Annotated in this window: 29 protein-coding genes; 22 read left to right on the top strand and 7 right to left on the bottom strand. The window is 27.9% G+C overall.

Translation table 11 applies throughout. The annotated features are described in order from the left end of the window. The first annotated feature begins 361 nt into the window (after nucleotides 1-361). Together AC11VW_RS08420 and AC11VW_RS08415 are read left to right on the top strand one after the other, a co-directional pair. Entirely contained in the window at nucleotides 362-2,284 is a 1,923-nt protein-coding gene (locus tag AC11VW_RS08420) for an OPT family oligopeptide transporter (protein WP_484300968.1), read from the top strand. Next, entirely contained in the window at nucleotides 2,274-2,624 is a 351-nt protein-coding gene (locus tag AC11VW_RS08415) for a PqqD family peptide modification chaperone (RefSeq protein WP_484300967.1), read from the top strand. Before AC11VW_RS08420 ends, AC11VW_RS08415 begins: the two co-directional genes overlap by 11 nt. Before the next feature lie 436 nt (nucleotides 2,625-3,060). Here AC11VW_RS08415 and AC11VW_RS08410 read toward each other — a convergent pair whose 3' ends face one another. From AC11VW_RS08410 to AC11VW_RS08400, 3 genes are read right to left on the bottom strand one after another with little or no spacing between them, the layout of a single operon-like run. Then, entirely contained in the window at nucleotides 3,061-3,633 is a 573-nt protein-coding gene (locus AC11VW_RS08410; RefSeq protein ID WP_484300966.1) for a manganese catalase family protein, read from the bottom strand. Between the two features lie 26 nt (nucleotides 3,634-3,659). Next, nucleotides 3,660-3,926 carry a spore coat protein CotJB gene (locus tag AC11VW_RS08405; protein WP_484300965.1) on the bottom strand — a complete coding sequence of 89 codons (267 nt, stop codon included), beginning with the start codon at nucleotides 3,924-3,926 and terminating at the stop codon, nucleotides 3,660-3,662. Beyond that, a complete protein-coding gene (locus AC11VW_RS08400) occupies nucleotides 3,926-4,135 on the bottom strand; it encodes a spore coat associated protein CotJA (RefSeq protein WP_484300964.1) in 210 nt (69 codons plus the stop codon). The genes AC11VW_RS08405 and AC11VW_RS08400 overlap by 1 nt, the downstream gene beginning before the upstream one ends. 240 nt (nucleotides 4,136-4,375) lie before the next feature. On the opposite strand from AC11VW_RS08400, the gene AC11VW_RS08395 reads away from it, so the two are divergent. From AC11VW_RS08395 to AC11VW_RS08335, 13 genes are all read left to right on the top strand, one after another. After that, nucleotides 4,376-5,236 carry a tRNA 2-thiocytidine biosynthesis TtcA family protein gene (locus AC11VW_RS08395; RefSeq protein ID WP_484300963.1) on the top strand — a complete coding sequence of 287 codons (861 nt, stop codon included), beginning with the start codon at nucleotides 4,376-4,378 and terminating at the stop codon, nucleotides 5,234-5,236. A gap of 137 nt (nucleotides 5,237-5,373) precedes the next feature. Continuing rightward, nucleotides 5,374-6,390 (top strand): 3'-5' exonuclease, encoded by a 1,017-nt coding sequence (locus AC11VW_RS08390; protein WP_484300962.1) that lies wholly within the window; start codon nucleotides 5,374-5,376, stop codon nucleotides 6,388-6,390. Between the two features lie 130 nt (nucleotides 6,391-6,520). Continuing rightward, nucleotides 6,521-6,790 carry a hypothetical protein gene (locus AC11VW_RS08385; RefSeq protein WP_484300961.1) on the top strand — a complete coding sequence of 90 codons (270 nt, stop codon included), beginning with the start codon at nucleotides 6,521-6,523 and terminating at the stop codon, nucleotides 6,788-6,790. Between the two features lie 185 nt (nucleotides 6,791-6,975). Further along, entirely contained in the window at nucleotides 6,976-8,154 is a 1,179-nt protein-coding gene (locus AC11VW_RS08380) for an MORN repeat-containing protein (RefSeq protein WP_484300960.1), read from the top strand. A 67-nt stretch (nucleotides 8,155-8,221) separates the two neighbouring features. Beyond that, entirely contained in the window at nucleotides 8,222-9,175 is a 954-nt protein-coding gene (locus AC11VW_RS08375; RefSeq protein WP_484300959.1) for a S8 family peptidase, read from the top strand. Between the two features lie 191 nt (nucleotides 9,176-9,366). Then, nucleotides 9,367-10,053 carry a cell division ATP-binding protein FtsE gene (gene ftsE, locus AC11VW_RS08370; RefSeq protein ID WP_484300958.1) on the top strand — a complete coding sequence of 229 codons (687 nt, stop codon included), beginning with the start codon at nucleotides 9,367-9,369 and terminating at the stop codon, nucleotides 10,051-10,053. Continuing rightward, nucleotides 10,037-10,933, top strand: a complete 897-nt coding sequence (gene ftsX, locus AC11VW_RS08365; RefSeq protein ID WP_484300957.1) for a permease-like cell division protein FtsX — start codon at nucleotides 10,037-10,039, stop codon at nucleotides 10,931-10,933. Before ftsE ends, ftsX begins: the two co-directional genes overlap by 17 nt. Before the next feature lie 18 nt (nucleotides 10,934-10,951). After that, nucleotides 10,952-12,040 carry a murein hydrolase activator EnvC family protein gene (locus AC11VW_RS08360; RefSeq protein WP_484300956.1) on the top strand — a complete coding sequence of 363 codons (1,089 nt, stop codon included), beginning with the start codon at nucleotides 10,952-10,954 and terminating at the stop codon, nucleotides 12,038-12,040. A 155-nt stretch (nucleotides 12,041-12,195) separates the two neighbouring features. Further along, nucleotides 12,196-12,963 (top strand): hypothetical protein, encoded by a 768-nt coding sequence (locus tag AC11VW_RS08355; protein ID WP_484300955.1) that lies wholly within the window; start codon nucleotides 12,196-12,198, stop codon nucleotides 12,961-12,963. A gap of 286 nt (nucleotides 12,964-13,249) precedes the next feature. Continuing rightward, nucleotides 13,250-13,756, top strand: coding sequence for a 3'-5' exonuclease (locus tag AC11VW_RS08350; protein ID WP_484300954.1), 507 nt, complete (start codon nucleotides 13,250-13,252; stop codon nucleotides 13,754-13,756). A gap of 149 nt (nucleotides 13,757-13,905) precedes the next feature. After that, nucleotides 13,906-14,205, top strand: a complete 300-nt coding sequence (locus AC11VW_RS08345) for a hypothetical protein (RefSeq protein WP_484300953.1) — start codon at nucleotides 13,906-13,908, stop codon at nucleotides 14,203-14,205. Further along, a complete protein-coding gene (locus AC11VW_RS08340) occupies nucleotides 14,196-15,251 on the top strand; it encodes a serine/threonine-protein kinase (protein ID WP_484300952.1) in 1,056 nt (351 codons plus the stop codon). The genes AC11VW_RS08345 and AC11VW_RS08340 overlap by 10 nt, the downstream gene beginning before the upstream one ends. A gap of 250 nt (nucleotides 15,252-15,501) precedes the next feature. Then, nucleotides 15,502-15,984, top strand: coding sequence for a hypothetical protein (locus AC11VW_RS08335; protein ID WP_484300951.1), 483 nt, complete (start codon nucleotides 15,502-15,504; stop codon nucleotides 15,982-15,984). A gap of 81 nt (nucleotides 15,985-16,065) precedes the next feature. On the opposite strand, the gene AC11VW_RS08330 is transcribed toward AC11VW_RS08335, so the two are convergent. Continuing rightward, nucleotides 16,066-16,236: a 4Fe-4S binding protein gene (locus tag AC11VW_RS08330; protein ID WP_484300950.1), complete on the bottom strand. Its 171-nt coding sequence runs from the start codon at nucleotides 16,234-16,236 to the stop codon at nucleotides 16,066-16,068. A 232-nt stretch (nucleotides 16,237-16,468) separates the two neighbouring features. On the opposite strand from AC11VW_RS08330, the gene AC11VW_RS08325 reads away from it, so the two are divergent. Continuing rightward, the gene (locus tag AC11VW_RS08325) at nucleotides 16,469-17,407 is read left to right on the top strand and encodes a transglycosylase domain-containing protein (protein ID WP_484300949.1); all 939 of its coding nucleotides are present in this window, start codon (nucleotides 16,469-16,471) and stop codon (nucleotides 17,405-17,407) included. Between the two features lie 14 nt (nucleotides 17,408-17,421). Continuing rightward, entirely contained in the window at nucleotides 17,422-17,841 is a 420-nt protein-coding gene (locus AC11VW_RS08320; RefSeq protein WP_484300948.1) for a DUF3785 family protein, read from the top strand. 56 nt (nucleotides 17,842-17,897) lie between these two features. On the opposite strand, the gene AC11VW_RS08315 is transcribed toward AC11VW_RS08320, so the two are convergent. Further along, complete coding sequence (locus AC11VW_RS08315; protein ID WP_484300947.1) at nucleotides 17,898-18,545, bottom strand: SIMPL domain-containing protein; 648 nt, start codon at nucleotides 18,543-18,545, stop codon at nucleotides 17,898-17,900. Nucleotides 18,546-18,778: 233 nt separating this feature from the next. Between AC11VW_RS08315 and AC11VW_RS08310 the strand changes: the two genes are divergently transcribed. The 5 genes from AC11VW_RS08310 to buk all read left to right on the top strand — a co-directional run bounded on the left by AC11VW_RS08310 (nucleotide 18,779) and on the right by buk (nucleotide 25,935). Further along, nucleotides 18,779-20,740, top strand: coding sequence for a sigma 54-interacting transcriptional regulator (locus AC11VW_RS08310; protein WP_484300946.1), 1,962 nt, complete (start codon nucleotides 18,779-18,781; stop codon nucleotides 20,738-20,740). A 259-nt stretch (nucleotides 20,741-20,999) separates the two neighbouring features. Beyond that, a complete protein-coding gene (locus tag AC11VW_RS08305) occupies nucleotides 21,000-22,268 on the top strand; it encodes a pyridoxal phosphate-dependent aminotransferase (RefSeq protein WP_484300945.1) in 1,269 nt (422 codons plus the stop codon). Nucleotides 22,269-22,336: 68 nt separating this feature from the next. Next, nucleotides 22,337-24,136, top strand: coding sequence for an indolepyruvate ferredoxin oxidoreductase subunit alpha (iorA, locus tag AC11VW_RS08300; RefSeq protein WP_484300944.1), 1,800 nt, complete (start codon nucleotides 22,337-22,339; stop codon nucleotides 24,134-24,136). A 1-nt stretch (nucleotide 24,137) separates the two neighbouring features. Next, on the top strand, nucleotides 24,138-24,731 hold the full coding sequence (locus tag AC11VW_RS08295; protein ID WP_484300943.1) for an indolepyruvate oxidoreductase subunit beta: 594 nt from the start codon (nucleotides 24,138-24,140) through the stop codon (nucleotides 24,729-24,731). Nucleotides 24,732-24,849: 118 nt separating this feature from the next. Further along, nucleotides 24,850-25,935: a butyrate kinase gene (gene buk / locus AC11VW_RS08290; RefSeq protein ID WP_484300942.1), complete on the top strand. Its 1,086-nt coding sequence runs from the start codon at nucleotides 24,850-24,852 to the stop codon at nucleotides 25,933-25,935. Nucleotides 25,936-25,989: 54 nt separating this feature from the next. Here buk and AC11VW_RS08285 read toward each other — a convergent pair whose 3' ends face one another. Beyond that, nucleotides 25,990-26,298 carry a DUF1540 domain-containing protein gene (locus tag AC11VW_RS08285; RefSeq protein WP_484300941.1) on the bottom strand — a complete coding sequence of 103 codons (309 nt, stop codon included), beginning with the start codon at nucleotides 26,296-26,298 and terminating at the stop codon, nucleotides 25,990-25,992. A 147-nt stretch (nucleotides 26,299-26,445) separates the two neighbouring features. Beyond that, the gene (locus AC11VW_RS08280; RefSeq protein WP_484300940.1) at nucleotides 26,446-26,877 is read right to left on the bottom strand and encodes a hypothetical protein; all 432 of its coding nucleotides are present in this window, start codon (nucleotides 26,875-26,877) and stop codon (nucleotides 26,446-26,448) included. Nucleotides 26,878-26,926 lie beyond the last annotated feature (49 nt).

Genomic DNA, 26,926 nt, shown 5'->3' with positions numbered 1-26,926 from the left:
TCGACTAAAAATAGCGTATAAAAACCTTAAAGCAATTAGATACGGATATACTAAAAATAAAAATATGTCTTCTATTTTAGGATATATAGCAATAATATTTGAAGGTAAAACACAGAGTTCATATATAATAGGATTTTTTTGAAATGGTAAATTTATTGTATAAACTAAAAAATCAAACACATAATAAATGTGTATAGGATACCAGTATTAGTATTTCTTACAAATAAGAAATATTACTGGAATTGAGTATTTTTAGTAACGTAAGAAAATCATATTGATTTTAAATTTATAATTAGATAATATCAAAGTCTTACCTATTGCTATTAATACGTCTAAGTAAAACAAAGGAGGGTGAATCTTAATGAATAAAAAATTACCTAAGGGTGCATATGGAGGCATATCTGGAAAAGATTATGTTCCTTATATAACAGACAACTCTAAGCCAGGTGGAAATGTTATTGTATTAATTATAGGTCTTGTTTTAGCTGCTGTATTTGCCGCTTCAACAGCTTATTCTGGTATGAAAGCAGGTCTTACAGTTGCGGCAGGAATTCCAGGTTCCATAATAGGTTCAGCATTTGTTGGAGCATTTGCTAATAAAAAAGGCATTCTTGGCAAAAATCTAATCCAAGGTATGTCAAGTGGTGGTGAGTCGATCGCCAGTGGTATGATTTTTGTATTACCTTCTATTATTTTAATTGGTAGCCAAATTACATTTTTAGAAGGTATAGCTACTGGAGTCGGTGGGGTGTTATTTGGTATTGGAATTGCATCACTTGTTCATAATTATTTAATTATTGAAGAACACGGTAAACTTATGTATCCAGAGTCGATGGCTATTTCAGAGACACTTGTTGCCTCAGAGGGTGGCGGAGATTCTATGAAATACATGGGAATTGGATTTGGAATTGGTGGTATTATTACCGTATTAACAGGTTCATTCTTAAATGTAGCAAATAACGTAATAAGCTACTTTGGAAGTAGATTCTATAAGTGGAAATTCCAAGTAGAGGTTAATCCTCTTCTTTTAGGGATTGGATTTATTGTAGGACTTGAAGTGTCTTTAATGATGTTTGCTGGTTCTATTTTATCAAACTTTGCGGTTGCACCTTTAATAGGTTATTTTACTGATATGGCTGGAGCAGGTGCTAAAGTATGGAATAATCCTTCAGTGGCACTTAATCAAATGGATGTAAATGCAATTTCTGGTAGTTATGTAAAATATATAGGTGCGGGTATGATGCTTTGTGGTGGTATTATTGGCGCAGTTAAACTTATTCCAACTATTATAGCTTCGGTTAAAGAAACAGTTAACGCAAAAGCAAGTTCTGGAGGTGCTGAAGATAGTTCATCTATTCAGATTTTTATTTTACTAGGTGGTATTATAATTGCATTTATAACAGGATTCTTAATTTCAGGTAATTTTGTAATGGCGATTGTTGGAGCTACTATTTCTCTTTTATTATCGTTACTATTTGTTATTGTAGCTGGACGTTTAACAGGTACTATCGGAACATCAAATCTTCCAGTATCTGGTATGACGATTGCATCTTTAGTTATTGTAACATTAATATTTGTTTCTATGGGATGGACTAGTCAATCAGATAACAAATCATTACTTCTATTTGGTACGTTTATAGTTGTTGCGATTGCGGTTGCAGGTGGTTACAGCCAGTCTCAAAAAGTAACTTACATTATGGGAGGTAGCAAAAATGAAATGCAACGTTACTTTGCACTTGCTGGTATAGTAGGTGTAATCGTTGTTGCAGGTACAATATTATTACTTGAAGATCAACTTAAAATTACTGGTGATAATCCACCATTTGCATTACCTCAAGCAAATTTAATGTCAACACTGACTTCTGGTATTATGTCAGGTAAATTGCCTTGGGTTATGATTATTGCTGGTGTATTTATGGCAATTGTTTTATATTTTTTAGGATTACCAATTATGACTGTTGCTATAGGATTCTACTTACCAATTGCAACAACTTCTATAATTTTAGTTGGAGCATTAATCCGTGTACTTGTTGAAAAGACTTCTAAAACGGATCATGAAAAAGAAGTTAAAGTTGCCAATGGTATAAGTTTATCTTCTGGTCTTGTTGCTGGTGGTTCTATAATAGGTCTAGTGGGTATTATATTACAAGTAACAGGAGTTGTCAAAGCAAATGCACCAAGTGGATTTGCTGCAGGAAATACAATGGCAATAATTTTATTAATAGTTTTAGTTATTCTTACAGCAGTACCTATTGTTTCATCTAAGGTAATACATGATAAATAATAATAACGAAGTTTTAGATATAGTATTTAGAATTTCTGATAAAATAGAATATGAAGTGGATAAGTCAGGGATTGTTACTGTACTTGAGAAACAAGATTACAGGATTCAAAGATTTCTTAGAAAGTTAAAATTTAAAATTCCAATGCACAAAAAAATAGAATTGGATAAATACAGCAGTTGTATATTTTTACAAGTTGATGGCAAACAAACTGTCAAAGAAATAGGTCAAAACCTAGAGTTTAAATATGGCCAAGAATCTCATCCACTTTATGAACGATTACTACTTTTTTTAAATCATATTGAAGTGAATTATCGTTATATTGAAAAATTAAATTCATAATTAAGTAGGAGTTAAATAATTATTTTATTTAGCTCCTACTTAATTATATAATTTAAAAATAAAAATAAAACTACAATAAATGGAAATTTTCAAATGATGCTTGCATATATTAAATTAAATATGAAAGTTAAAATATAAAAATTTCATATTCAAATAAAACAAATAATAAAGTAGGAGGAAATATATATGGAAAATGGTTTAGATTTACTATATCTTGATTATGAAAGTGAAATAGAATATGATTATACACCAGACTATAATATCGAGTAAATGAATAAACATACAAAATGGATTCATTTTGTATATTAAGATGATAAATTATGTATACAAATATTGCAAAAGGAGAATAGTCGTGGTTAATAATGAAGAAAACCAATAAAAAACTCTTACTATAATACTTAGTAAGAGTTTTTTATTATTATAAAAATATAAAATGCTAAAATATATTCTGTGTTTCTTCAAAATCATAAACATCCATCAAAGCTTCTCCGAATCTTTGATAGTGTACAACTTCTCTTTCACCTAAAAATCTTAATACTTCTATTATATCAACATCATCAGTTAAATTTATAAGATGGTAATAAGTTGCTAAAGCTTTTTGCTCAGCGGCCATATCTTCATGCAAATCAGTAACTGCATTACCCATAACAGCTATTGGAGCAGCACTAAAAGGTATTCCATTAGAATCAGATGGAAAAATTCCGAAACCATTTTGAGCATAGCTAGAACCAAGTCCTGCTGCTCTTAATTGCTCAGGTGTAGCATCATAAGTTAACTGATAAACCATAGTAGCAATTATTTCTACATGAGCAAGTTCTTCAGTACCTATATCAGTTAAAAGTGCACGAGATTTTCCTGTAGGCATAGTGTATCTTTGACTTAAATATCTTATAGCTGCACCTAATTCACCATTTGGTCCACCAAATTGAGTTATTAGATATTTAGCCATTTGTAAATCCCCATTCTTAAGATTAACAGGGTGTTGTAATGTTTTTTGATATATCCACATAAATTTTAACCCTCCCCAATAATTATCTAATAATTAAACTCTTTGTCCCAAGGCCAAGGATTTTCAACCCATTGCCAAGGGCATTTACTTGGTGAATATCCAAAGTTTGTTAATGGTCCATATTTATTTTCATAAGCACATCTAGCTTTTAGGAACTCAGCACAGAAAGTATTATAAGTACTAATGGCTTTTTTATCTTCTGGATGATTATCTAAATATAAATTCATATCTAAGCATGCAAAACCAAGTTCTTGAATCTTTATTAAAAGTTCATGTCTAGATTCTCTTCTCATTATTTTCTACCTCCATTTCTTTTTTTAGGAGTAGAATATAAATCTTTGTTATACATTTCAGAATCCAGTAAAAATAATTCTGGAAATATAGTACCTTTTCTTAAAGCTGTTGAAGTATTATACATTTTTGTAAAAGTTTGGTTATTAATATATGGTCTAGCTAAAGAACAACCACCTTCCTTAGTAATTCCCCTGTTGTCATTTTGCATTTAATAATCCTCCTTGTCTAAATCTAAATAATGTATAGCTAATAATATAATATTCGTACAAGCAAAAATAGTTCCACTAAATTAAAAAATATGATATTGTAAATAGAATAATAATAAAACAAAAAAAGTAATAAAATAAGGTTAAAAATGATATCATAAGTAAATATATCAATTACTTGAATTAGTAATGCTAATTATGATAAAATGATTTGCATGTTTCCATAATGATGAGGTGAAAAAATGAGTGAATTAGCAGGAAAAGGCTGTGAGATTATAGTACCTTTTGATGAAAGACAGCCATTAAGAGAGATAGAAAGAAGTATAATAAAAAAATATAGAAAAAATTTATGGTCAAAATTTATAAAAGCAATAAAAGATTATAAATTAGTAGAAGAAGGCGACAAAATCGCTATTGCAATATCTGGAGGAAAAGATAGCTTACTTATGGCTAAAATGTTCCAAGAACTAAAAAGACATGGTCAGGTTAATTTTGATATAGAGTTTATAGCTATGGACCCAGGATATCATAGTGATATAAGGCAATTACTTGTAGAAAACTGTGAGTACCTAGATATACCTATACATTTATTTGATTCAAAAATATTTGAAATAGCAGATGAAATAGCAAAAGACTATCCTTGTTATATGTGTGCAAGAATGAGAAGAGGAGCACTATATTCTAAAGCACAGGAATTAGGGTGTAATAAGCTTGCTCTAGGACACCACTATGATGATGTTATAGAAACAACAATGCTTAACTTATTATGTGCAGGTAGTTTTAAAACAATGTTACCTAAATTAGATTCTACAAATTTTGATGGAATAAAAATAATAAGACCACTTTATTATATAAGAGAAGAAGATATAATAAGATTTATACAAAATAGTGGGATATGGCCATTAAACTGTGCTTGTATGGTTGCGGCTAAAAAGACTGCGAATAAGAGATATGAAATAAAAGAATTAATAAAAAATCTAGGAGAAAACTTTAAAAATGTAGAAAAATCTATTTTTAGAGCGGCTGAAAATGTAAATATAGATTCAGTACTAGGATGGCAACAAGATGACGTGAAACACTCTTTCATGGAAAAGCACGAATAAAATAAAATTTAGATAATAAAAAACCGTTGGTAAAGCAAAACTATCACCGGTTTTTTTATATTTAAAAAAATATATCAAAAAAAGTGAAATAAAATGATAAAATATAATTAGAGGGACTTAGAAGGGGATGGTTTATATTGAAAAAAATATATATAGACTTTGAAATGAATATGCCAAGTGCTAGAAGTAAAAGGGATATGTTAAATGCAGATATAATAGCAATAGGTGCAATACAATATGACACTGATACGGGAGGTATAGATGAATTCAAATCCTTAATAAAACCTGTAGGTAATCCCAATATTTATCCACATATAGAAGAATTGACACAAATAACGCAAGAAGATTTAGAAAACGCATCTACTTATGAAGAAGTTATGAGAAGGTTTAAAAAATGGCTAGGTACATTTTCTCAAATTGAAGGGATTTATACTTTTGGGAGCTTAGACTTAACATGTTTTAACAATACGGATAAAAAAAGTGCACAAAAGTATAATCATCCTAGGTTTATAAATAATATTAAAAATTTATTTGTAGATATAAAAGATAAATATTTAGACTATGGGATAAAATGTATGAACTATATATCCTTAAAAAACTTATTACAATGCGCAAATATAGAATTTCAAGGAGATGCACATGATCCATTATATGATGCATACAATCTGTATGTCTTAGATGAAGTTTTAGAAAATAATGAAGATATTAGAGATATATTAATAATAAAGGACTTTGTAAGAGCCCCATTTATTATAATGAATGAAGATTTAGAAGAAAATTTTGCAAGGTATACAAGTAGTTTTTATAGCAATGAAGGTAAGTATAATGAGTATTATCTGTCTATAGAAGTAATAAAGGCGGTACGTATATATTTAACATCTATACAAAATATAGATATATATAATATAGATGTTCTACGAGATATTAATAAAAAATTTGATACAATAGATAAAATTAAAGATATAAAATCAGGTTATTTTTATCTTTTAGCAAATTTATATTTTGATATGAAAGATTTATTAGAAGACTTAATGTTATATAAATTAAATAAAGAAGAATATAAAGAAGAGCTTGGGAATATAGTTAATTTATTTGATGGAGATTTAAGTTATGAGAATATAGACCCTAGTTGTTTTCTAGAAAAAAGTTGTTGATGTATTATTATGTCGACAATTTTTTATGTCAAAAAAGATATAAACATTGAAAAATATGGTATAAATATTTATAATATAAATAGTCTTAAAATTAATTAAGTAGAACCAAGGGGAAAAAGGGGAATTTAATATGTATGTATCAGATAAATTTTTGCGTAAATCGTCATATCTAAATAGATTTGTAGAAAGTGTTCAAAATATAATATCTAAATATGACAGTAAAGAAGAAGGAATAAATGATACTTATCAAGAAGATAAATTAGAATATATAAAAAATAAACTAAATGAAATAGAAGAATCTGTATTAAATTACAATCAATATAAAGAATTAGCTAAGGATAAGGCAATAGAGATAAATATAAAAAAGCTTGAAAAATTATATGAAAATATTATTAAATAATTTATATTACAAATAGATAATTCGTTTTACTTGAGCAAGGAGCCTAGTTTATAGGTAATTGGTGGTTTGAGTAAAGCGAATTTTTTATATGCAAAATTATTCCCCCTAAATTTATGAATAAAGATGACAAGCCATAAATATAAATTAACATAAGCATTATATAAAATTAGGAGGGGAATGTTACAATGGACCAAATAAAAAATTATATTATGACAATACTGGCTGTTTTCATATGTTTATCATCAATATTTATCTTGATACTACTAATGAAATTTATTATCAATTCAAGGAAAAATGAATTTAAAAATAAAAAATATACTAGAGGAAAATATGAATCAGTAAGTATAAGTCTAAATGATATTAATAGTGAAAATAAACAAAGTTATAGTTTAAATGGAGAGAAAGTTTGCAAATATGATAATGGAGATATGTATAAAGGTGAGTTTGTAAAAGGAAAAAGAAATGGTTTTGGTATATGTATATTTGCAAACAAAGAAAGATATGAGGGACTTTGGAAAGATGATAAAATGCACAGTGTAGGAAAGTATATATATACCGATGGGTCTGTATACAGTGGAGATTTTAGAAATGGAGCATTAGAAGGACTAGGAATGTATACCTATAAAAATAAAGATATCTATAAAGGATATTTTATAAATAATAAAAAGAGCGGGAAAGGTGTTTTGTATTACAAAAACGGTAGTAAGTATACTGGTATGTGGGAAGATAATCTGCAAAGTGGAGAGGGTACGTTAATAAAATCAAATGGAGATTTTTATGAAGGAAATTTTATTAAAGGCAAGCTTAATGGAAAAGGCGAATACAAATTTAAAGATGGAAGCAAGTACGTAGGCAACTTTAAAGACAATGTATTTCATGGTCATGGATGCTATACAGATGTAGAAGGTAATATATATGAAGGTGAGTATAAATATGGATGTAGAAGAGGCAATGGGATACTCAAATACAGAAATAAGGATACCTATGAAGGTAGTTTTAAAGATGATTTATTTGATGGTATAGGTAGGTATATATATTATGATAAAAGTGTATATGAAGGAGATTTTAAAACTGGTAAAAGAGATGGAATAGGAACATATACATGTGATTTATACAAGTATGTTGGAGAATGGGTCGAAAATAAAAAAGGAAAGATAGGCACCTATTATTTAAGTTCACAAGCAACTTTAGATGTAATCATAGAAGATGAAAAAATAGTACAAGGTGTATATAAGCTAAAGGATAAAAAGGAAATGTATTTATATGATTTAGATATAAGAGAAGACAATGAAAAAAGTATATTAGAAAATATAAATCATTATTTAAAAAAGAAAAATAACATGTCTTTAGAGGCTAGTCAGTAATAAACAATCACCATAATCATTCTAAATATATATAATTAAATATAAGACAAATTTTGGAGTGATGGTGATGAAATATAACCCTGATAATATAAATGTAAAGTTAATACCGTTCATATTAAACAGGCAAGTTAGAGGAACGCAATCAAAAACTCCGTATGGAGTTGAAATGATAAAAGCAAAAAACTTATGGGTAGATTCGACTCAAGGTAAAAATGTAAAAATCGCAGTAATAGATTCAGGATGTGACATACATCATGAGAGCTTAAAAGATAGCATTGTTGCAGTTCGAAACTTTACAGACGAAGATGGTAAAAACCCTAATATAGTTATAGATAGAGTAGGACACGGTACTCATGTAACGGGAACCATTGCAGCAAATGGGAATAATACTAATATAATGGGGGTAGCACCTAAAGTTGATATATATGTGTTAAAGGCTATAGATAGAACAGGTTCAGGTAAATTGGGCTGGGTTATAAATGCTATATATTATGCAATTGAACAAAAAGTAGATATAATATCTATGTCTTTAGGAATGTCTAAAAGTACAGAAAAACTAGAGAAAGCCGTAAAAGAAGCTATAAATAAAGATATTTTAATAGTTTGTGCAGCAGGAAATGAAGGCGATGGAAATGCAAATGATTTTGAATACTCGTACCCCGCTGCATATCCGGAAGTAATAGCTGTAGGTGCTGTAGATAAAAAAGGAGTTCCTGCAAATTTTAGCAATGCAAACTTAGTTATAGATGTAGTAGCACCGGGAGTAGACATACTTTCAACTTATCCAGATAATCAATTTGCAATATTAAGTGGAACTAGTATGGCAGCGCCTCATGTAAGTGGAAGTTTAGCTTTACTCAAAAACTGGTCTAAGGAAGAGTTTAAAAGGGATTTAAATTCAAAGGAATTATATGCACAGCTTGTTAAGCATACGAAGCTATTACAATATTCACGTGCAGTACAGGGTAACGGATTAGTTTATTTAGCGCAAACAAAACTTAAAGGAAAGATAAAATATTAAGAAATCTCTTGCATATTTAAGTATAAATACTGAATATGCAAGAGATTTTTTTAATATAGAACAAAAAATTACAATTTTAGTTATAATTTTAGTTACAAAAAGGTTACAAAAATGATGAAATAATGTATAATTAAATATAAATAATGAAGTCTTAAAAAACTAACTAAAAAGAAAAAATGGAGTGATAAAACTTGATTAAGTTTACTAATGTAGATAAAGTGTATGACGATGGTAATAAATCATTAGATAATATAAATTTAAGTATAAAGCAAGGGGAATTTGTATTTTTAGTAGGTCATTCAGGAGCTGGAAAATCTACTTTGATTAAAATGTTAACCAGAGAAGAAAAAGCATCATCGGGAAGAATTTCTGTCTTAGGAGAAGAAATTACAAAAATAAAAACCAATAAAATACACAAATACAGAAGAAATTTAGGAATTGTTTTTCAAGATTTTAAGTTACTTCAAGAGAAAACTGTGTTTGAAAATGTTGAAATAGCGATGAGAGTAATAGGAGTAAAGCCTAAATATATAAAACCTAAGGTAATGGAAGTATTAGACAAGGTGGGCATTGCAGAGAAACACAGTAAATATCCATCAGAATTATCAGGTGGTGAATGTCAAAGAGTAGGTATAGCTAGAGCAATAGTAAATAAGCCATCAATAATAATAGCAGATGAGTGTACAGGAAACTTAGATATAGAGAACTCTATAGGAATATTGAATTTATTAAATGATATAAATTTAGAAGGTGTTACTGTAATAATGGCAACTCATGATATTGAAATTTTGAAATTATTTCCAAAAAGAGTTGTAAAAATTCAAAAAGGAAAAATAATCAAAGATACGAAGAGGGATTTATATGAAGTTAGTGTCTAAATTTTTATATAGTTTAAAACAAGGAATTAAAGGGATTTTTCACAATAAAACAATGAGTTTTATATCAATAATTTCTGTTACAGCATCGTTAATAATACTTGGAATAGTACTTACTATAGTGTTAAATATAAATCAATTTATTAGTGCTACAAAAGATGAAATTAATGAAGTTAGAGTATCTGTAGAAGCAGATATAGATGATGATACACGAATTGCGTTAAAAAATAGTATACGTAAAATTGAAGGTGTAAAAGGCATCGAATATAAAACAAAAGAATCATCTTTTAAAGATCTAAAAAAGAGTTGGGGAGAAGATGCATATCTTTTAGAAGGAATTGAAAATCCATTAGAGAGCTTTTATATTATTACAATAGATAACCCAGAAAATATAAAAAGTATATCTAATAAAATATTAAAATTAGAAGGAACAGCAGATGTAAACTATTATCAAGATATAATGCAAAATTTCTTAACTATATCAAATACTGTTAAAAAATTTGGTGGAATGTTAATAATATGTTTACTTTTAATATGCCTAGTAATAATAGCTAATACAATAAAAAGTAGAGTATATAGCAAGAAAGAAGAAATACAGATAATAAAATATGTAGGGGCTAGTAATGGTTTTGTAATAGCACCTTTTATAGTAGAAGGATTTGCTATAGGAATTTTAGGATCATCTTTAGCTGTAGGAATTTGTATAGGAATGTATGGATATATAATAAAAAAAATAACAGAACTTATAAGTTCTGTTATGGGAAATGCTATACTTCCTTTAACTAGTATATCAACACCGCTTATAGTAGTTCTAATGATGACCGGTATAAGTATTGGTATTTTAGGAAGTATTGTATCAGTAAAGAAACATTTAAAAGTGTAAAAATAGGGGGAAGATTGAGTGAAAAAGACAATGTCAGTAATAACTGTTTGTGTATTATTGTTTAGCACAAACTTTATATATGCAGATAATAAGCAAAATAATTTAAATAAAGAGCTAAATGAAAATAGACAAGAGCAAAGTACGTTAGAAGGTAAAATTAAAAATTTAGATTATAAGATAGAAGAAATTGAAAAAAATATAAATGAAACTAATAATGAAATAGAAACATTAGATTCAGAAATAGTTACAACTAAACTAGAAATAGAAAAATTACAAAATAGTATTAAAGACAATGAAGAAGCTTTGGGTAAAAGATTAAAAGCTATTAATAACAATTATTCTATGGGATATACTAAAGTTATATTTAGTAGCACTTCTTTATCAGATTTTTTTAATAATATTTATATAGTTAAACAAGTTGTAGAACAAGATAAAGAAATATTAAAAGAATTAGATGATAATAAAGTTGAAATTGAAGGTAAAGAAAAAAAATTAAATGATAAAAAACAGATACAAGAAGAGCTTAAGGTAGCATTACAACAGGATAATGAAACAGTACAAGCTGACAAAAGTGAGTTAGAAGTCTTAAAAAGAGAACTAGAAACTGAGGAAGATAATTTAGAAAGTGAAATAGAAAAATTAGCCGTAGAAAGTGCAGCGAAGCAAGCAGCAAAAAATGGAACAAATTCGAGTGATAGCTTAAATGGAGCAATAATATCTAGTGGATCTTGGCCTGTACCAGGATACAGTAGAATAAGTTCACCGTATGGATATAGATTACACCCAGTTTTAAACATTCAAAAGATGCACACAGGAATAGATATACCAGCTCCAACAGGAACTCCAGCAGTATCAGTAGATAATGGAACAATAATATACTCAGGAGTTCAAGGAACGTATGGTAATACTGTTATGATACAACATGATGATGGAAAGGTATCATTATATGCTCATAATAGTGAGTTGTTAGTATCAGTAGGACAAAGCGTTCAAAAAGGACAAGTTATTGCTAAAATTGGATCAACAGGAAGATCAACTGGACCACATTTACATTTTGAAATAAGAATAAACGGAAAGCATACAAATCCAGTTTCATATATAAAATAAAGAATTGGAAGCATTAAAAATAAGTACCTGTTTTATATAGCAGGTACTTATTTTTGAGTTTGGAAATATAATAAAAATAAATATACAAGGGATAAAAAAAAGAGTATAATATGGTTAGAATTCTAAATAAAATGTAGTGATAAAGGAGAGATAATATGAAAAAAATATATATGACAATGGCAATAGTAGCCTTAATATCTTTAACTGGATGTTCCAATAATGATGCTGTACAAATGCAACAAGTAAAAAGTACAACAGAAAATGAATCTGAACCAAGTGTAGATATAGATGCAGGAAAGATTATAAAAGATAAGCTAAGTAAATTTGGGATAGATTCTAAATTAAGCAAAGCAGATGATTTGTCAGATGAGTTTTCTAAAAAAGTAGATGATGCAAGTTCTAAGATGAATAAGGCTGATGAAAAAGTAGATTCTTTAAAAGATTCGGTAGATAAAATTAGTACGGAAATAAAAAATTTAGATCAAACAATAGATGATGCTAGCCAAAAAATAGGTGAAGTTAGAGATAGTGCTGGAGATAAGATGAGTGAAACTGAAGATAAATTAAATGAAGTTGCAGACAAAATAAATGAAGCAGAAGACAAAATAAATGAAGTAGAAAACAAAATAAATGAAATAGAAGGCAAAACAAATGAAGTAAAAGATAAAATAAATGAAGTAAAAGATAAAATAACTGAAGTAAAAGATAAAATAACTGAAGTAAAAGACAAAATAGATAAAGTAAAAAATAAAATAAATGAAGTAAAAGACAAAGTAAATGAAGTAAAAAACAAAGTAAATGAAGTAAAAAACAAAGCAAATGAAGTAAAAAACAAAATAAATGAAGTAACAGATAAAGAGGTTATAGTTAAAAACAAACTTAGTGAAGTAGAAAACAAGCTTAGGGAATTAGGAAATAATTAGATAAAATAAAAAATAAATTATTGATACTTTCAATATCTAAACAAAGATACAAAAGGAAGTATCTCAAAATGATTTTGATCATTAAGAGATACTTCTTTTTGTATGGAATCTTAGTTATTTTAGAATATTTTATGGAACATAGGAAATTATATTAATTTTAAAGTTGTGGATAAATTAATTATAATATATTTATAAAATATAGGAAATTAGAAATATACAAGATTGTAATGATTAAACGAATTGAATTATAATATAATAAATCAATTAAAACTTAAGGAGGACTTATATGAAGGAATATGTAGTTGTAGACTTAGAAACAACAGGACTTGATCCATATAAAGGATGTGAAATAATAGAAATAGGCATTACTGAAATAGTTAATAATAAAATAATTAAAAACTATTCTAGGCTTATAAAGCCAAAATCAATCATACCTTATTTTATAACAGATATAACAAACATAACTAATGAAATGGTTAAGAATGAAGCAGATATAGAAACTGTATTACCTAGATTTAGAGATTACATAGGTGATAGAACAATAATAGCTCATAATGCAAAATTTGATTTAAAGTTTTTGAATTATTATCTTAAAGAGTTAAATTTAGAGCCGATAGACAAGCATATATGTACGTTAGAATTGTTAAAGAGTAGCAAAACATATAAAGGTAAAAATAAAAAGCTAGAAACAGCATGTGATTATTATAATATAGAAAATAAAAATGCTCATAGAGCTGACAGTGATACATTAGCTACAGCAAAATTATTCTTGAAAATAAAAGCTGATAATTAAAATAAGTGTAAATTTTACACTTATTTTTGTTTATATATGAATAATTATGAACAATATAAAACAAAAAATTAATTATATTTAGTGGTTAAAGTAAACATGACTTCATAATATATAATAGACAAAAAAAATCCTTTTGGGGGGTTGATATTATGATTTTTATGGATATTGATATATTTATAGATAAAATAGAATTTAACATATTTAAATTACAAGATAAAAATAAAACAGATATAATTAAAGATAAAATAATAATTCCTAAATCTTTTGATATAGGAAATAAATTAAACTATTTAAGGAAATTTATAGTGACACTTATAAATCAGTATAGTATAAAAAAGTCACATATAAATATAGAAGATAGTATAGGCATAGATATAATTAATATTGTTAAAATTGAAGGTGTAATTGAAGAATTACTTTCAAATTGTGGGGTGAAAATATGCAAATAAGTCCAAAATTTAATCTTAAAATAGTAGAAAAAATACATTCAGAAGGAGTCAATTCTGCATTATACCTTGTAGAAGATACACAATTAGGTTCTAGATTCATTTTAAAACAAATTGATAAAAAGAATTTCAAAGAGGTAGATAAGTACTTTGAAGAATCTAGAAAAGTATATAATTCTAAGCATCCTAATATTATATCTATAAACACAGCGTCTTATGATGATGAGTATGTGTATATTACAATGCCATATTTTAAAAATGGATCTTTATATCATTTATTAGAAAATAAAAATCTTACAATAAGACAAATAATAAAATATTCACTAGATTTCCTATCGGCCATACAATATATTCATAGTAATGGTATAGTACACTGTGATATAAAGCCAAATAATATATTAATAAATGATTCTATGGATGCGGTATTAACAGACTTTGGGTCTGCGCTTTATTTAAATTATTTAGGAAATGCGAGATTAAAAAATGTCTATTATAAGCATATAGCACCGGAACAATGCACAAACTCTATTATTAGCAAAAAAATAGATATATATCAAATAGGAACTACTTTATACAGAATGTGTAATGGAAATGAAGAGTATAACAAACAAGCAAGAAAGTATAAGGATTTAAACAGCTTAAAGTTGGCTTGTGCAAAAGGAAGGTTTCCAATTAGAAAAAAATATTTACCTCATATACCTAAATCAATAATAAGTATAATAGAGAAATGTTTAATGATAAATCCACAAGATAGATATGATAATGTTTTAGAAATGATGAATGATATATCAAATGTAAATGAAAACTTGGATTGGCATTATAGCAAAAGAGATAAAAATTACTTCACATGGACATTAGACCAAGATCAAAAAAGTATACAAATAGCATTATATAAAGAAAATGATGCGTGGAATATTATAAATGATGATAAAATAATACCTTTTATAGAAAGTAAGGCAAGAGGTTATAGAGAAGTAAGAGAAATAATAAAAAATCACGAAAAAAATAGCCTTACTTTAACCGATCAAGTAAGGCCACTAAAGGGGTAAAATATATTATAAAAAGGGGTTTATTAGGGAATATATTTTATTTGGGGAGTAAATAATTGGTTATTAGGGGAATAACCTTAAATTAATAATAACAAAATTCGACAAGAAAAGCAATAAAAATCTATTTTTAAAATAGAAAAAATTTTTATTAAAATATATTTAAATAAAAATTATAAAAAATAAAGACTTAAAATTGTGAATGAAAAAATTACCTATGCATAACATAAGAAAAAATGCTTAGGAGGAATCTATGAAAAAGGTTAAATTAATAGGTATGTGCACAATGTTGTTTATAGTACTAATGTGTACTACCTCAGTAGGTATAGATAATAATGAAGGGTATGGTAAAGATGTATGGATAAATAACATGAGTGATAATGATTTGAAAATTAGAGTAGTAGATGTAAATATAGTAGAAGAGAAAATTAATATAGGAGATAGTTATAATGCATCGGCTATAATAACTATGAATGTAGCAAATAACGGTCTATATGATGTAGAATTGTCTAATATAGATATTTATCCATACCAAGGAGGTAAGCCGATTAAATACTTTGTGACTACATCTAAAGATAATATAAGTGGGTTTATAGGTAATATAAAAAGTGGAGATAGTAAAAACATTAAAATAGGAGTAGCACTACATAACACAAAAGAATCTATAAAGTTAGAAATGTCTAACATAGAGGATATAACGAATGAAAAAGTAATGAAAAGTATAAAGATAAAATAAAGGGCATTTCGCCAACACGTTGCTCAAAACGTTGCTCAAAATAAAAAAGAAAAGCACATGCTTTTCTTTTTTTATTATGTACTATTCTGGTTGAGGTGCATCAACAGGACAAACACTGTTACATGCTCCACATTCGATACATATATCAGGATCTATCACATATTTGTCATCTCCAGCAGAAATACAGTTAACTGGGCATTCAGGTTCACAAGCACCACAGCTTATGCAAGCATCATGTATAATATAAGACATTTTTTATACCTCCTTTAATTATAATTCATATTATATAATACCCCAAAAATTATTTTTTATCTCAAAATCAATAAAAAATAATAAATTTTTAAAAATCAAACAAAAGTAAAGAATTTTTTAACTAAGATTACATAAAATTATACAAAACATTATAATTTTAATCTTACAAATTTGTTCTTTGATTTATTTTGTATAACCATGTATAATTATTCTATAAAATGAGGAGGGTTAGATGAGCTATCAAAATGACGATCAAAATAAAATAAGGCGAAGAAAAGTGGATTCTAGTAATGTCAACTCAAAGCCTTCAAAAGATTTTAGAAATGATGGAGATAATAAACAAGCTAACAATACAAAAAGAGAAAGACAACCTATAAATAGACCGAATCAGAGTAATAAAAAAAAGCAAAACATAAATAAATCAAATTCTAAAAGAAATAAAAGAAAGATAAAAAAAAATAAAAAGCTATTAAATATAGCAAAACAGTTTTTAGTAATCATATTACTAATTTTAGTTATACTGTCAGCAATGGGTTCAGCACTGGTATTTACAGTATTAAAAGATTCTCCAAAAGTAACAAAAGAATTACTAACATCTAATTATATAAGTAGTGAAGTTGTTAGTAAAAATGAAATGCCTAAATATTTAGTAGATGCGGTTGTTTCTATAGAAGACGAGCGTTTTTATAAACATAATGGAGTGGATGAGATATCTTTAGTAAGATCATTAGTTCATAATATACTAACTAATACTACTCAGGGTGGAAGTACTATAGAAATGCAAATTTCTAAAAACTTGCTAACTAGTGATGATAGAACTATAAAAAGAAAAATAAAGGATATTTTTAATGCAACTTCTATGAATAAAAATATGAGTAAACAAGATATAATAGAAGTATATTTAAATAATATATATTTAGGGAAATCCTCCTATGGTGTTGCGAAGGGATCAAAAACTTACTTCGGTAAAGATATAAGTGACTTGAGTTTAGCAGAGTGTGCTATGCTTGCAGGGATAACAAATAATCCAGCAAGATATAGTGAATATAGAGAAGCTAAAGAAAGGCAAGAAACTATATTATATAAGATGCAAGAACTTGGATATATAAATGATAAAGAATATAATGAAGCATTATCAGAAAAAGTAATATTTAAATCAGAAATAGAATAATAATGAGGTGAAATATGAGTTTATACAAATTTAACTATGAAAACAAAGAGTATTTATTAACTGAAGATAACTGTAGTGATATGATAAATGACGAAGAAAAACCAGTAAGAGGAATAAAAATAGAGAATATATTAGAAGTATTAAATGATGCTATGAATGTTGACTTTGATATTGAATATTATAAAGAAGCATGCCCAGAATGCTTAGCTGGTGTATCGGAAAAACAAAAATTCTTCGGGTTTTTAGAATACCATTTTTATATATTTACAAGAGATGGAGAATATGTAATAAGTGATATAAGTAAAGAGTATGAAGGATTATCTTTTAATAAATTATCAAGACAAGGTAAAGTTGATGACAGTTATATGGTTAGCATAATAGCTTGTGAAAACTGCCAGGATTATATAATACAGATAGAAAACTGCATAGTATAGAAAAAAGTCTGCTGAATATATCAGTAGACTTTTTTCATATATTATTAAAAAATTGTTTAAAATGGATGAGTTAAAAATATAGCTTCAATTTCTGCTGTTATTTTAACTAGTCCAGTAGCTATATTTTGATAGTAATTCACAGAACTAGAAGAATATGTAATAGCATATAATGGAGAGCTAAGTTCAGTTATTTTATAAGGTATAGGATTATATTTAACTCCAAAGCTTTTAGCAAGTATATTAGCTTTATTTAAGGCATCTTGAGATGCTTTAAATAAAGCTTTATTGTAGTAGTGACTAGGATTTGAAAGAATAAAATCTACATTAATATCATCATTAGCACCATTTTCTATAACTAATGAATATACCTCACCGAGTTTATTAAAATCATCGATTAGTATACGGATTAATTGAGTAACTTTATAAGAAATTAATGTATTGTTGTTATAATCATAATTTCTAATTACAGATATATCTTCACTATGAATATTCTCTTTAGTTATACCATAATCATATAAACTAGCAAGTAAGTTATTATAGATTTTCTTATTTAAATCTTCAGCTTCTTCTAAAATCTTGTTTTCAGTAGATATTCTAACATTCAATCTAGCCCTATCAGAATTTACCTCTAGATAACTTGTTCCATGAACAGATAAAGAACCTTTATCTGTTGGCATATACATTTTAGCATTTCTATATTGCATTTTATATTACCTCCCTAAAAAACACATATCAACTTATAATATAATATTCAAGTGGATATAAGTTTATGAAGACAAGATATGAAGTAATATAAAAATGCCTTTATTTAATAAAAAAATCATATATGATATAATACAGATAAATAAAAGTAGATTAAGTAAAATGTAGGGAAATAAAAATATATTCTAGTTCATAGATATAAAAAAATATCTAAAATAAGGGGAGAGAGTATAAATTGGAAAAAGTCATAGGTGTTATAGCATCTGATTATGAATTAAAAGAAAGAATAGAGAAGCTTTATTTAAAAGATGTAAAAAATGGAAATATTATAATAGATCTTATAAAAGTAGATTTATTAGAAGAGCAGGGGAAAATATTAGTAGATAAAGGTGCACAAGTTATTATTGGTAGAGGTGGAGGATATAAATTAATATTAGATACTGTAAATGTACCAATAATACCTTTAAATATGAAGATTATAGATTTATTAAAATCAATAAAAATAGCAAGTACATATTCTAAAAAGATAGTGCTTATTTTAGGATATGATGAAGTTGATTTTGACTATGCAGATTGGAAAAGTATAATTAATATAGATATAACTGAAGAATGGTTCAAATCAAAATATGAAATAAGAAATAGAGTCACAAAATATTTAAATCAAAAAGATGATGTAGTTATTGTAGGAAGTGGCATAGCATGTTCTTTTGCGAGACAATATAAAATGGATAGTGTATTTATTAATGCGAGTGATGACTCAATAAAAGAAGCAATTGAATATTCTAAAAAGCTACTTGATTCATTAGAAGAAGAAAAATTCAATAATGAAGTATTAAGAAATATATTAGACGGAGTAAAAGATGGAATAGTTGCTACCGATACAAAAGGAAATATTATACTGTGTAATGAAAGTGCAAAAAAAATATTAAAAGCTGAAAAAAAAGATGTATCAAATAAGCCTATAGGTGAGGTATTTTCCAATATGGACTGGATATTAGAATGTTTATATACTGCTGAAGATAATAAAAGGCAAATAAGGCAGATAGATAACTTTGTAGTAAACACAAGGGCAGTACCTATGAAGGTGGATGGAGAAATTTATGGGGTATTAGCGATACTTCAAGATATTACTAAATTACAAAAATTAGAAAGAAAAATCAGAATAGACTTAAATGAAAAGGGTTTATATGCGAGGCATACTTTTGCTGATTACATATACAAAGATGCCGCAAGTAAAGAGTTCATAGAAGAAGCTAAAAAAATAGGGAAAAGTGATTATACAACCTTATTATATGGAGAAAGTGGATCAGGAAAAGAAATATTAGCTCAAAGTATTCATAATATAAGCAATAGAAAGGACAGGCCTTTTGTAGCTATAAATTGTGCCACAATCTCAGAAAGTTTATTGGAAAGTGAATTGTTTGGATATGAAGAAGGCGCTTTTACAGGAGCGAGAAAAGGTGGAAAACTAGGATTATTTGAATTAGCACATGGTGGAACTATATTTTTAGATGAAATAAATAGCTTACCACTCTATGTACAAAATAAGCTTTTAAGGGTTATAGAGGAAAAGCAAATAATGAGAATAGGATCAGATCATATTATTCCACTAGATATTAGAATTATTGCTGCAACAAATGAACATTTAATACCTAAAATAAAAGAAAAAACTTTTAGAGCAGATTTATTTTACAGGTTAAGTAGCTTAGAAATAAACATACCTCCTTTAAGAAAAAGAAAGCAGGACATAGTATTTTTGTTTGAACATTTTGTAAGAATAATATTAAATAAAAATATCTTAAATAACTTAAATTCTATAGATGAAAACTTTAAATTAAGTAAAGAACAAATCTTAAAGTTAGAATGTTATGATTGGCCAGGAAACGTTAGAGAATTAAGAAATGTTGCACAGAAGTATGTAATAACAGGTAAGATAAAAATATCTTTTACTGATACGCAAGAGACAAAATATATATGCTTAGATGAAGAAAATCAAAGCAATGAATTAGAAGCTAAAGATAAAGTAGATGACGCTGATTATAGTAAAATGAATATTGATATAAAAGAGATTAATAAATATGTAGAAAATAAAATCATAGATATGTTATTTAACCAAGGCCTCTCGAAAACCGAAGTAGCTAGTATTCTTGGAATAAGCAGAACAGCTTTATGGAAAAAATATAATAAAAATGTATAATTATATAAAAATGTTAACTAAAATTAACAAATGTAAATTAAAGTTAACGCTTAGTATAAAATAATTTAAATATTTAAAAATAAAGAATAATAATAAGTTAAAAAAATATAATAAAATAGGCCAAAGTTTGATATGGCCTGTTTTTTAGTGCGTAAAAACATAATTTAGCTTAATTTAATAAAAATATAAAAAAATATGTAGTCTTGGCATATGAGTTGCTTTGAATTATAGATGTAAAAATTAGAATAGGGGTGATAGTATGAGTCAAAGTATGGTAGCAAAACATTCTATGTGGCCGAGAAAAAAGGATATAATATTTAACTTATCAGAGAGAGCCCAAAAAGCAGAAAAAGCTATAGGAAGAGATAATGTAATAAATGCTACTATAGGTGCTCTTATGGATGACTATGGAACGCTAATAACAATGGATACCGTGTTTAATGAATATAAATCATTAGACAATAAAGACATATCAGCATACGCTTCTTTAGAAGGACAGCCAGATTATCTTGAAGCTGTTAAAAAAGTATGCTTCAAAGAATATATGCCAGAGGGACATATAAGAGCAGTAGCATCTCCAGGTGGAAGTGGAGCGATAAAATTAGCAACTTGGAACTATACAGAAGAAGGCGACGAAATATTAACATCAGATTGGTTCTGGAGTCCATATGTAAGTATAACAGAAGAAATAGGTAGAAAAGTAAGAACATATCAGTTATTTGATGAAAATAATAATTTCAATTTCAATTCATTTAAAGAAGAATTTTTAAATATAGCATCTAAGCAAGAAAGAATATTCACAATCCTAAATACACCAGCACATAACCCTACTGGATACAGTGTATCAGACGACGAGTGGGATAAAATCATAGGTCTATCAAAAGACGTAGCTAAAAATCCAGATAAAAAAATAGTACTATTTGTAGATATTGCATATATTGATTTTGTAAAAGATGACAATGCAAGTAGAAAATTCTTTAAAAAATTCTCAAACCTTCCAGAAAACATACTTGTAATAGTAGGATTTAGTATGTCAAAAGGATTTACAGCTTATGGGATGAGAATGGGAGCAGCAATATGTATAACACCTAGTGAAAATGTTGCAGAAGAATTCCACTATGCATGTGTTCACTCATGCAGAGCGAACTGGTCAAACTGTAATAGAGGTGCTATGAAATTATTGGCGAACATAGTTAAGGACCAAGAAAAGTTTAATAAATATTATGAAGAAAAAACAATGCATAAAGCAATGTTAAATAGAAGAGCAAGTGTATTTGTTGAAGAAGCTGAAAAGGTAGGACTAGATATACTTCCATATATAGATGGATTCTTTGTAAGTATACCATGTGATGATCCAATGACGGTGTGTGAAGAACTAACAAAAGATAATGTATATCTTGTGCCTTTAAAAATGGGTCTTAGATTTGCTATATGTGCAGTAAATGAAAATAAATGTAGAATAGCTCCAAGTATTATAAAAAATGCACTTGAATATGTTAAGAGTCAGCAACTAGTTAGTGATAAATAGATAGTAAATTATTAAATAATTACTAGGGAAGAGATTTGAAATTAATATTATTATGGGGGAATTAAAAAATGAAACAATTAATGACAGGTAACGAGGCTATTGCTCGTGGAGCATATGAAGCTGGTGTAAAGTATGCATCTGCATATCCAGGTACTCCAAGTACAGAAATATTAGAAAATGTAGCTACATATAAAGAAGATATAGTAGCAGAGTGGGCAACCAATGAGAAAGTTGCACTAGAAGCAGTAATAGGTGGTTCTATAGCGGGGGCTAGAACTATGGCATCTATGAAACATGTTGGTATAAACGTAGCGGCAGATCCATTATTCACATTTGCTTATACAGGAGTAAATGGAGGGATGGTATTAATAACTGCTGATGAGCCAGGGATGCACTCTTCACAAAATGAACAAGATAATAGAAACTATGCTAAATTTGCTAAAATAGCTTTATTTGAGCCAGCAACAAGCCAAGAAGCTAAGGATATGTTAAAACAAGCATTTGAAGTAAGTGAAAAGTATGATACTCCAGTTTTATACAGAGTAACAACGAGATTATGCCATTCAAAAGGAATAGTTGATTGTGCTGACCGAGTTGAAGTAGGAATAAAAGATTACGTAAAAAATCCTCAAAAGAATCTTACAGTTCCAGCACATGCTAGAGTTTTAAGAATCTCAGTAGAAGATAGATTAAAGAAGCTTGCAGATTACTCTAATAATACAGAATTAAACCACTATGAAATAAATGATACTAAAGTAGGTATAGTAGCTTCAGGAATGTGCCATACATATGCAAAAGAAGTATTTGGTGAAGATGCATCATACATGAAATTAGGATTTACAAATCCAATGCCAATGGAAAAGATAAAAGAATTTGCTTCTAAAGTAGATAAAATTTATGTTATAGAAGAAAATGATCCATTTATAGAAGATCAAATGAAAGCTGCTGGAATAGATTGTATAGGAAAAGATGTATTACCAGTATACGGAGAGATGACACCAGATACTATAAGAGAATCTATATTTGGAAAAACAAATGATACTATAGAATTTAATAAAGATTTAGTAGTACCAAGACCTCCAGGACTATGTGCAGGATGTCCACATAGAGGATTCTTCTATGAAATAGGAAAAAGAAAAAATGTAATGATAACAGGAGATATAGGATGTTATACTCTTGGATTTGCCCCACCATATAATGCAATGGATACAGTTGTTTGTATGGGTGCAAGTTTAAGTACAGGACATGGAGCTCAAAAGGTATTCAACATGAAAGAAGATAATAAAATGAGAGTTGTAGGAGTACTTGGAGATTCAACATTCTTCCATACAGGAATTAACTCATTATTAGATGTTGTATATAATAACGGAAACTCAATATCTGTAATATTAGATAATAGAATAACTGGTATGACAGGACATCAACAAAATCCAGGAACAGGATACACATTACAAGGAGATATAACTAATGAAGTGGATATTGAAAGCTTAGTTAAAGCTTGTGGAGTTAAGCATATAAGAAATATAGATCCAAATAACTTAAAAGAAGTAAAAGAAACACTAGATTGGGCATTTGACTTAGATGAGCCTTCTGTAATAATAACTAGATGGCCATGTGTACTTAAAAAATTCTCTAAGCAAGATATAGAAGAATTCAACAATCCATTTACATCTAAGTGTGAAGTTGACCATGATAATTGTATAGGATGTAAGGTTTGTATGAAGACTGGATGTCCAGCAATGTCATTTGATAAAGAAGCTAAATTAGTAAATATAGATAAAAATCAATGTGTAGGATGTGGTATTTGTTCACAAGTATGTCCTAAAGAAGCTATATCTAATAATGCTGTAAACAAGGGGGTAATGTAAGATGACTAAGAGTATTCTTTTAGTAGGTGTAGGGGGTCAAGGGACTATACTTGCAAGTAAATTATTAACTATGGGACTTATGGAATCAGGATATGATGTAAAAATGAGTGAGATACATGGTATGAGTCAAAGGGGTGGTTCAGTATCTTCTCAAGTTAGATACGGAAAAGCAGTACATTCTCCTGTTATAGAAATAGGTGGCGCTGATATATTAGTATCTTTTGAAAAGATGGAAGCGCTAAGATGGTTAAACTACTTAAAGCCAGAAGGAAAGATAATAGCAAATAACTATAGAATGGATTCTATGCCAGTACTTACTGGAAAAGCGGAATATAAGGAAAAAGAAATAGAAGCAGAACTTGAAAGATTAGATGCAACATTACTAAATGCAGCAGACAAGGCAGCAGAGCTTGGAAACTCTAAAGTTATGAATATAATATTATTAGGTGCATTAGTTAAATCTATGAGTCTAGAAGATATAAATTGGGAAAAAATAATAAGAGATAATGTAAAAGAAAGATTTGTAGAGGTAAACATAAAAGCTTTTAAAGAAGGTATGCAATTAGTATCTAAAGAGGCAGTAGCTACAAATTAATTATTAATAAGCTATTATGAGTGTAGATACACTTGTAATAGCTTAATTTAAATATTATTATTGATAAATAATGTGGAAGAAACCAGTAAAGCGAATTTAAAGTGAAAAGGGGATAATTATGAATTACAGAGTATTAGCTATAAATCCAGGATCTACATCTACAAAAATAGCAGTATACGATAATGATAAACAAATACTAGTAAATGGAATAGACCACCCAGCAGAAGAAATTGCAAAGTATGATAGAATACAAGATCAATTTGATATGAGAAAGCAAGAAGTTTTAAAAGTTCTTGAAGAAAATAATATAGAAATAAACACTTTAAGTGCTATTGTTGGAAGAGGAGGATTGCTTCCACCCGTTAAATCAGGAGCATACTTAGTAAATGATGAAATGATAGATAGACTAAAAAATAGACCGGTTTTAGAACATGCATCTAATTTAGGAGCTATAATATCTTATGAAATAGCTAGACCATTAGGTATAAATGCTTACATATATGACTCTGTAGCAGTAGATGAATTTATAGATGTTGCTAGATTATCAGGTGTTAGTGGAATGGATAGAGATTGTTTAAGTCATGCACTTAACTCTAGAGCAATGGCTATAAAGTATGCTAAAGATAATAATGCTAAATACAGTGACTTAAATTTAATAGTGGCTCATTTAGGTGGAGGCATAAGTGTTAGTGTTCATGAAAAAGGAAGAATGATAGATATAGTATCTGATGATGAGGGAGCATTTTCACCAGAAAGATCAGGAAGAATACAATGCAAAAAATTAATAGATAGATGCTTCTCAGGAAAATATACTCATAAAGAAATGTTAAAAACTATAAGAGGTAAAGGTGGTATAGTTTCATATTTAAATACTGTAGATGTTAGAGAAGTAGAAAGTATGATAAGCGAAGGAAATGAACAAGCGAAAATTGTTCATGAAGCGATGGCTTATCAAGTAGCTAAATCTATAGGTGAATTAGCTACAGTTGTAGAAGGAAAAGTTGATGCAATAGTTATAACTGGAGGAATTGCATATTCTAAGATGATGACATCAAATATCAAGAAAAGAGTAGAGTTTATATCTAAGGTTGAAATTATGCCAGGAGAAAACGAGCTAGAGTCACTATCATTAGGAACTTTAAGAGTATTAACTGGAGAAGAAAAGGCTAGAGAATATGAAGAAATAAATTTAGTAAATGCATAGTTATATGTATAAAAATATTACTGGATATTAATTTATCCAGTAATATTTTTATGTTTATTTACAAACAAAAGTTTCACAACTTGCATTTTGTGCATTTATTTGAACACTAGATGCCTTACAAGAACCACTACTATTATGTTTACAATTTTGAGCTTGGCAAGCTATACTGCCCGTTTTAGTGCAAGTACATCCTCCAGCACAGTTTGTCATACCAGATGTAGATCTATCTTCGAATGATACACATGCAGTTGAAGATGTAGTACTAGCATTAGAACCAGCTACACTTATAGCTCCAGCATAACAACTACTAGCATTATTATAAGCACAATTAGTTGCGGAGCAACTTAAATTACTGTTTGACATTTGTATATACCTCCTGATAATGTTATCTACCTTATTATGCGACAAATACATAATTTTATGTAATAAAACTTAATACACATAGTTTTAGTCATGGCACTAGATTATATAAGCTAGATAACCTGTAAATCAGAATCTATGATTATGAATTTATAATTTATGAACACATTCACTACATGCAACAATTACATCATTTAAAGTTTCTCTCCCAAAGTTTTTATTAGTATGCTGAACTTCTATATCGTTATTGCATCCACAAATTGAACAAGTATTATTATTTTGATTTAAAGCATAATCTTTAAAAATTTGCCAATGAATAGAGTTTAAATAATCTTTATAATTTACTCTAATACAAGCTTCTAAAAACTCTGAGTATAAATGATTTAAGTCATTGCTAGTAAGATTTGAATTCTCTGGTTGGAAATAATCGCAATATTTGTTTGATTTAGGTAATGAGTCTAACATTATACATTTTATATTATATTTATAATCGTCATTAGGTCCCTCTAAAGAAAGATGTGAGCAAAAAGAACAGCACTCTTTAGGTAAATTTTCTTTCAGTTCTTCTATTTTATTATTCATAAGTAACCTCCCAAAAAAATTAAAAAATTTTATTAAAGCAAGTAGATGA

It is taken from the genome of Romboutsia sp. (assembly GCF_056995035.1).
Note: the sequence above shows the minus strand (reverse complement) of the source record. Positions and strands in the feature narration are given on the sequence as shown.

Excerpts from the sequence above, each read along its gene's own strand:
- AC11VW_RS08420 (WP_484300968.1), top strand. The coding sequence starts at position 362 with ATGAATAAAAAATTACCTAAGGGTGCATATGGAGGCATATCTGGAAAA.
- AC11VW_RS08415 (WP_484300967.1), top strand. The coding sequence starts at position 2,274 with ATGATAAATAATAATAACGAAGTTTTAGATATAGTATTTAGAATTTCT.
- AC11VW_RS08410 (WP_484300966.1), bottom strand. The coding sequence starts at position 3,633 with ATGTGGATATATCAAAAAACATTACAACACCCTGTTAATCTTAAGAAT.
- AC11VW_RS08405 (WP_484300965.1), bottom strand. The coding sequence starts at position 3,926 with ATGAGAAGAGAATCTAGACATGAACTTTTAATAAAGATTCAAGAACTT.
- AC11VW_RS08400 (WP_484300964.1), bottom strand. The coding sequence starts at position 4,135 with ATGCAAAATGACAACAGGGGAATTACTAAGGAAGGTGGTTGTTCTTTA.
- AC11VW_RS08395 (WP_484300963.1), top strand. The coding sequence starts at position 4,376 with ATGAGTGAATTAGCAGGAAAAGGCTGTGAGATTATAGTACCTTTTGAT.
- AC11VW_RS08385 (WP_484300961.1), top strand. The coding sequence starts at position 6,521 with ATGTATGTATCAGATAAATTTTTGCGTAAATCGTCATATCTAAATAGA.
- AC11VW_RS08380 (WP_484300960.1), top strand. The coding sequence starts at position 6,976 with ATGGACCAAATAAAAAATTATATTATGACAATACTGGCTGTTTTCATA.
- AC11VW_RS08375 (WP_484300959.1), top strand. The coding sequence starts at position 8,222 with ATGAAATATAACCCTGATAATATAAATGTAAAGTTAATACCGTTCATA.
- ftsX (WP_484300957.1), top strand. The coding sequence starts at position 10,037 with ATGAAGTTAGTGTCTAAATTTTTATATAGTTTAAAACAAGGAATTAAA.
- AC11VW_RS08355 (WP_484300955.1), top strand. The coding sequence starts at position 12,196 with ATGAAAAAAATATATATGACAATGGCAATAGTAGCCTTAATATCTTTA.
- AC11VW_RS08350 (WP_484300954.1), top strand. The coding sequence starts at position 13,250 with ATGAAGGAATATGTAGTTGTAGACTTAGAAACAACAGGACTTGATCCA.
- AC11VW_RS08345 (WP_484300953.1), top strand. The coding sequence starts at position 13,906 with ATGATTTTTATGGATATTGATATATTTATAGATAAAATAGAATTTAAC.
- AC11VW_RS08340 (WP_484300952.1), top strand. The coding sequence starts at position 14,196 with ATGCAAATAAGTCCAAAATTTAATCTTAAAATAGTAGAAAAAATACAT.
- AC11VW_RS08335 (WP_484300951.1), top strand. The coding sequence starts at position 15,502 with ATGAAAAAGGTTAAATTAATAGGTATGTGCACAATGTTGTTTATAGTA.
- AC11VW_RS08330 (WP_484300950.1), bottom strand. The coding sequence starts at position 16,236 with ATGTCTTATATTATACATGATGCTTGCATAAGCTGTGGTGCTTGTGAA.
- AC11VW_RS08325 (WP_484300949.1), top strand. The coding sequence starts at position 16,469 with ATGAGCTATCAAAATGACGATCAAAATAAAATAAGGCGAAGAAAAGTG.
- AC11VW_RS08320 (WP_484300948.1), top strand. The coding sequence starts at position 17,422 with ATGAGTTTATACAAATTTAACTATGAAAACAAAGAGTATTTATTAACT.
- AC11VW_RS08315 (WP_484300947.1), bottom strand. The coding sequence starts at position 18,545 with ATGCAATATAGAAATGCTAAAATGTATATGCCAACAGATAAAGGTTCT.
- AC11VW_RS08305 (WP_484300945.1), top strand. The coding sequence starts at position 21,000 with ATGAGTCAAAGTATGGTAGCAAAACATTCTATGTGGCCGAGAAAAAAG.
- iorA (WP_484300944.1), top strand. The coding sequence starts at position 22,337 with ATGAAACAATTAATGACAGGTAACGAGGCTATTGCTCGTGGAGCATAT.
- AC11VW_RS08295 (WP_484300943.1), top strand. The coding sequence starts at position 24,138 with ATGACTAAGAGTATTCTTTTAGTAGGTGTAGGGGGTCAAGGGACTATA.
- buk (WP_484300942.1), top strand. The coding sequence starts at position 24,850 with ATGAATTACAGAGTATTAGCTATAAATCCAGGATCTACATCTACAAAA.
- AC11VW_RS08285 (WP_484300941.1), bottom strand. The coding sequence starts at position 26,298 with ATGTCAAACAGTAATTTAAGTTGCTCCGCAACTAATTGTGCTTATAAT.
- AC11VW_RS08280 (WP_484300940.1), bottom strand. The coding sequence starts at position 26,877 with ATGAATAATAAAATAGAAGAACTGAAAGAAAATTTACCTAAAGAGTGC.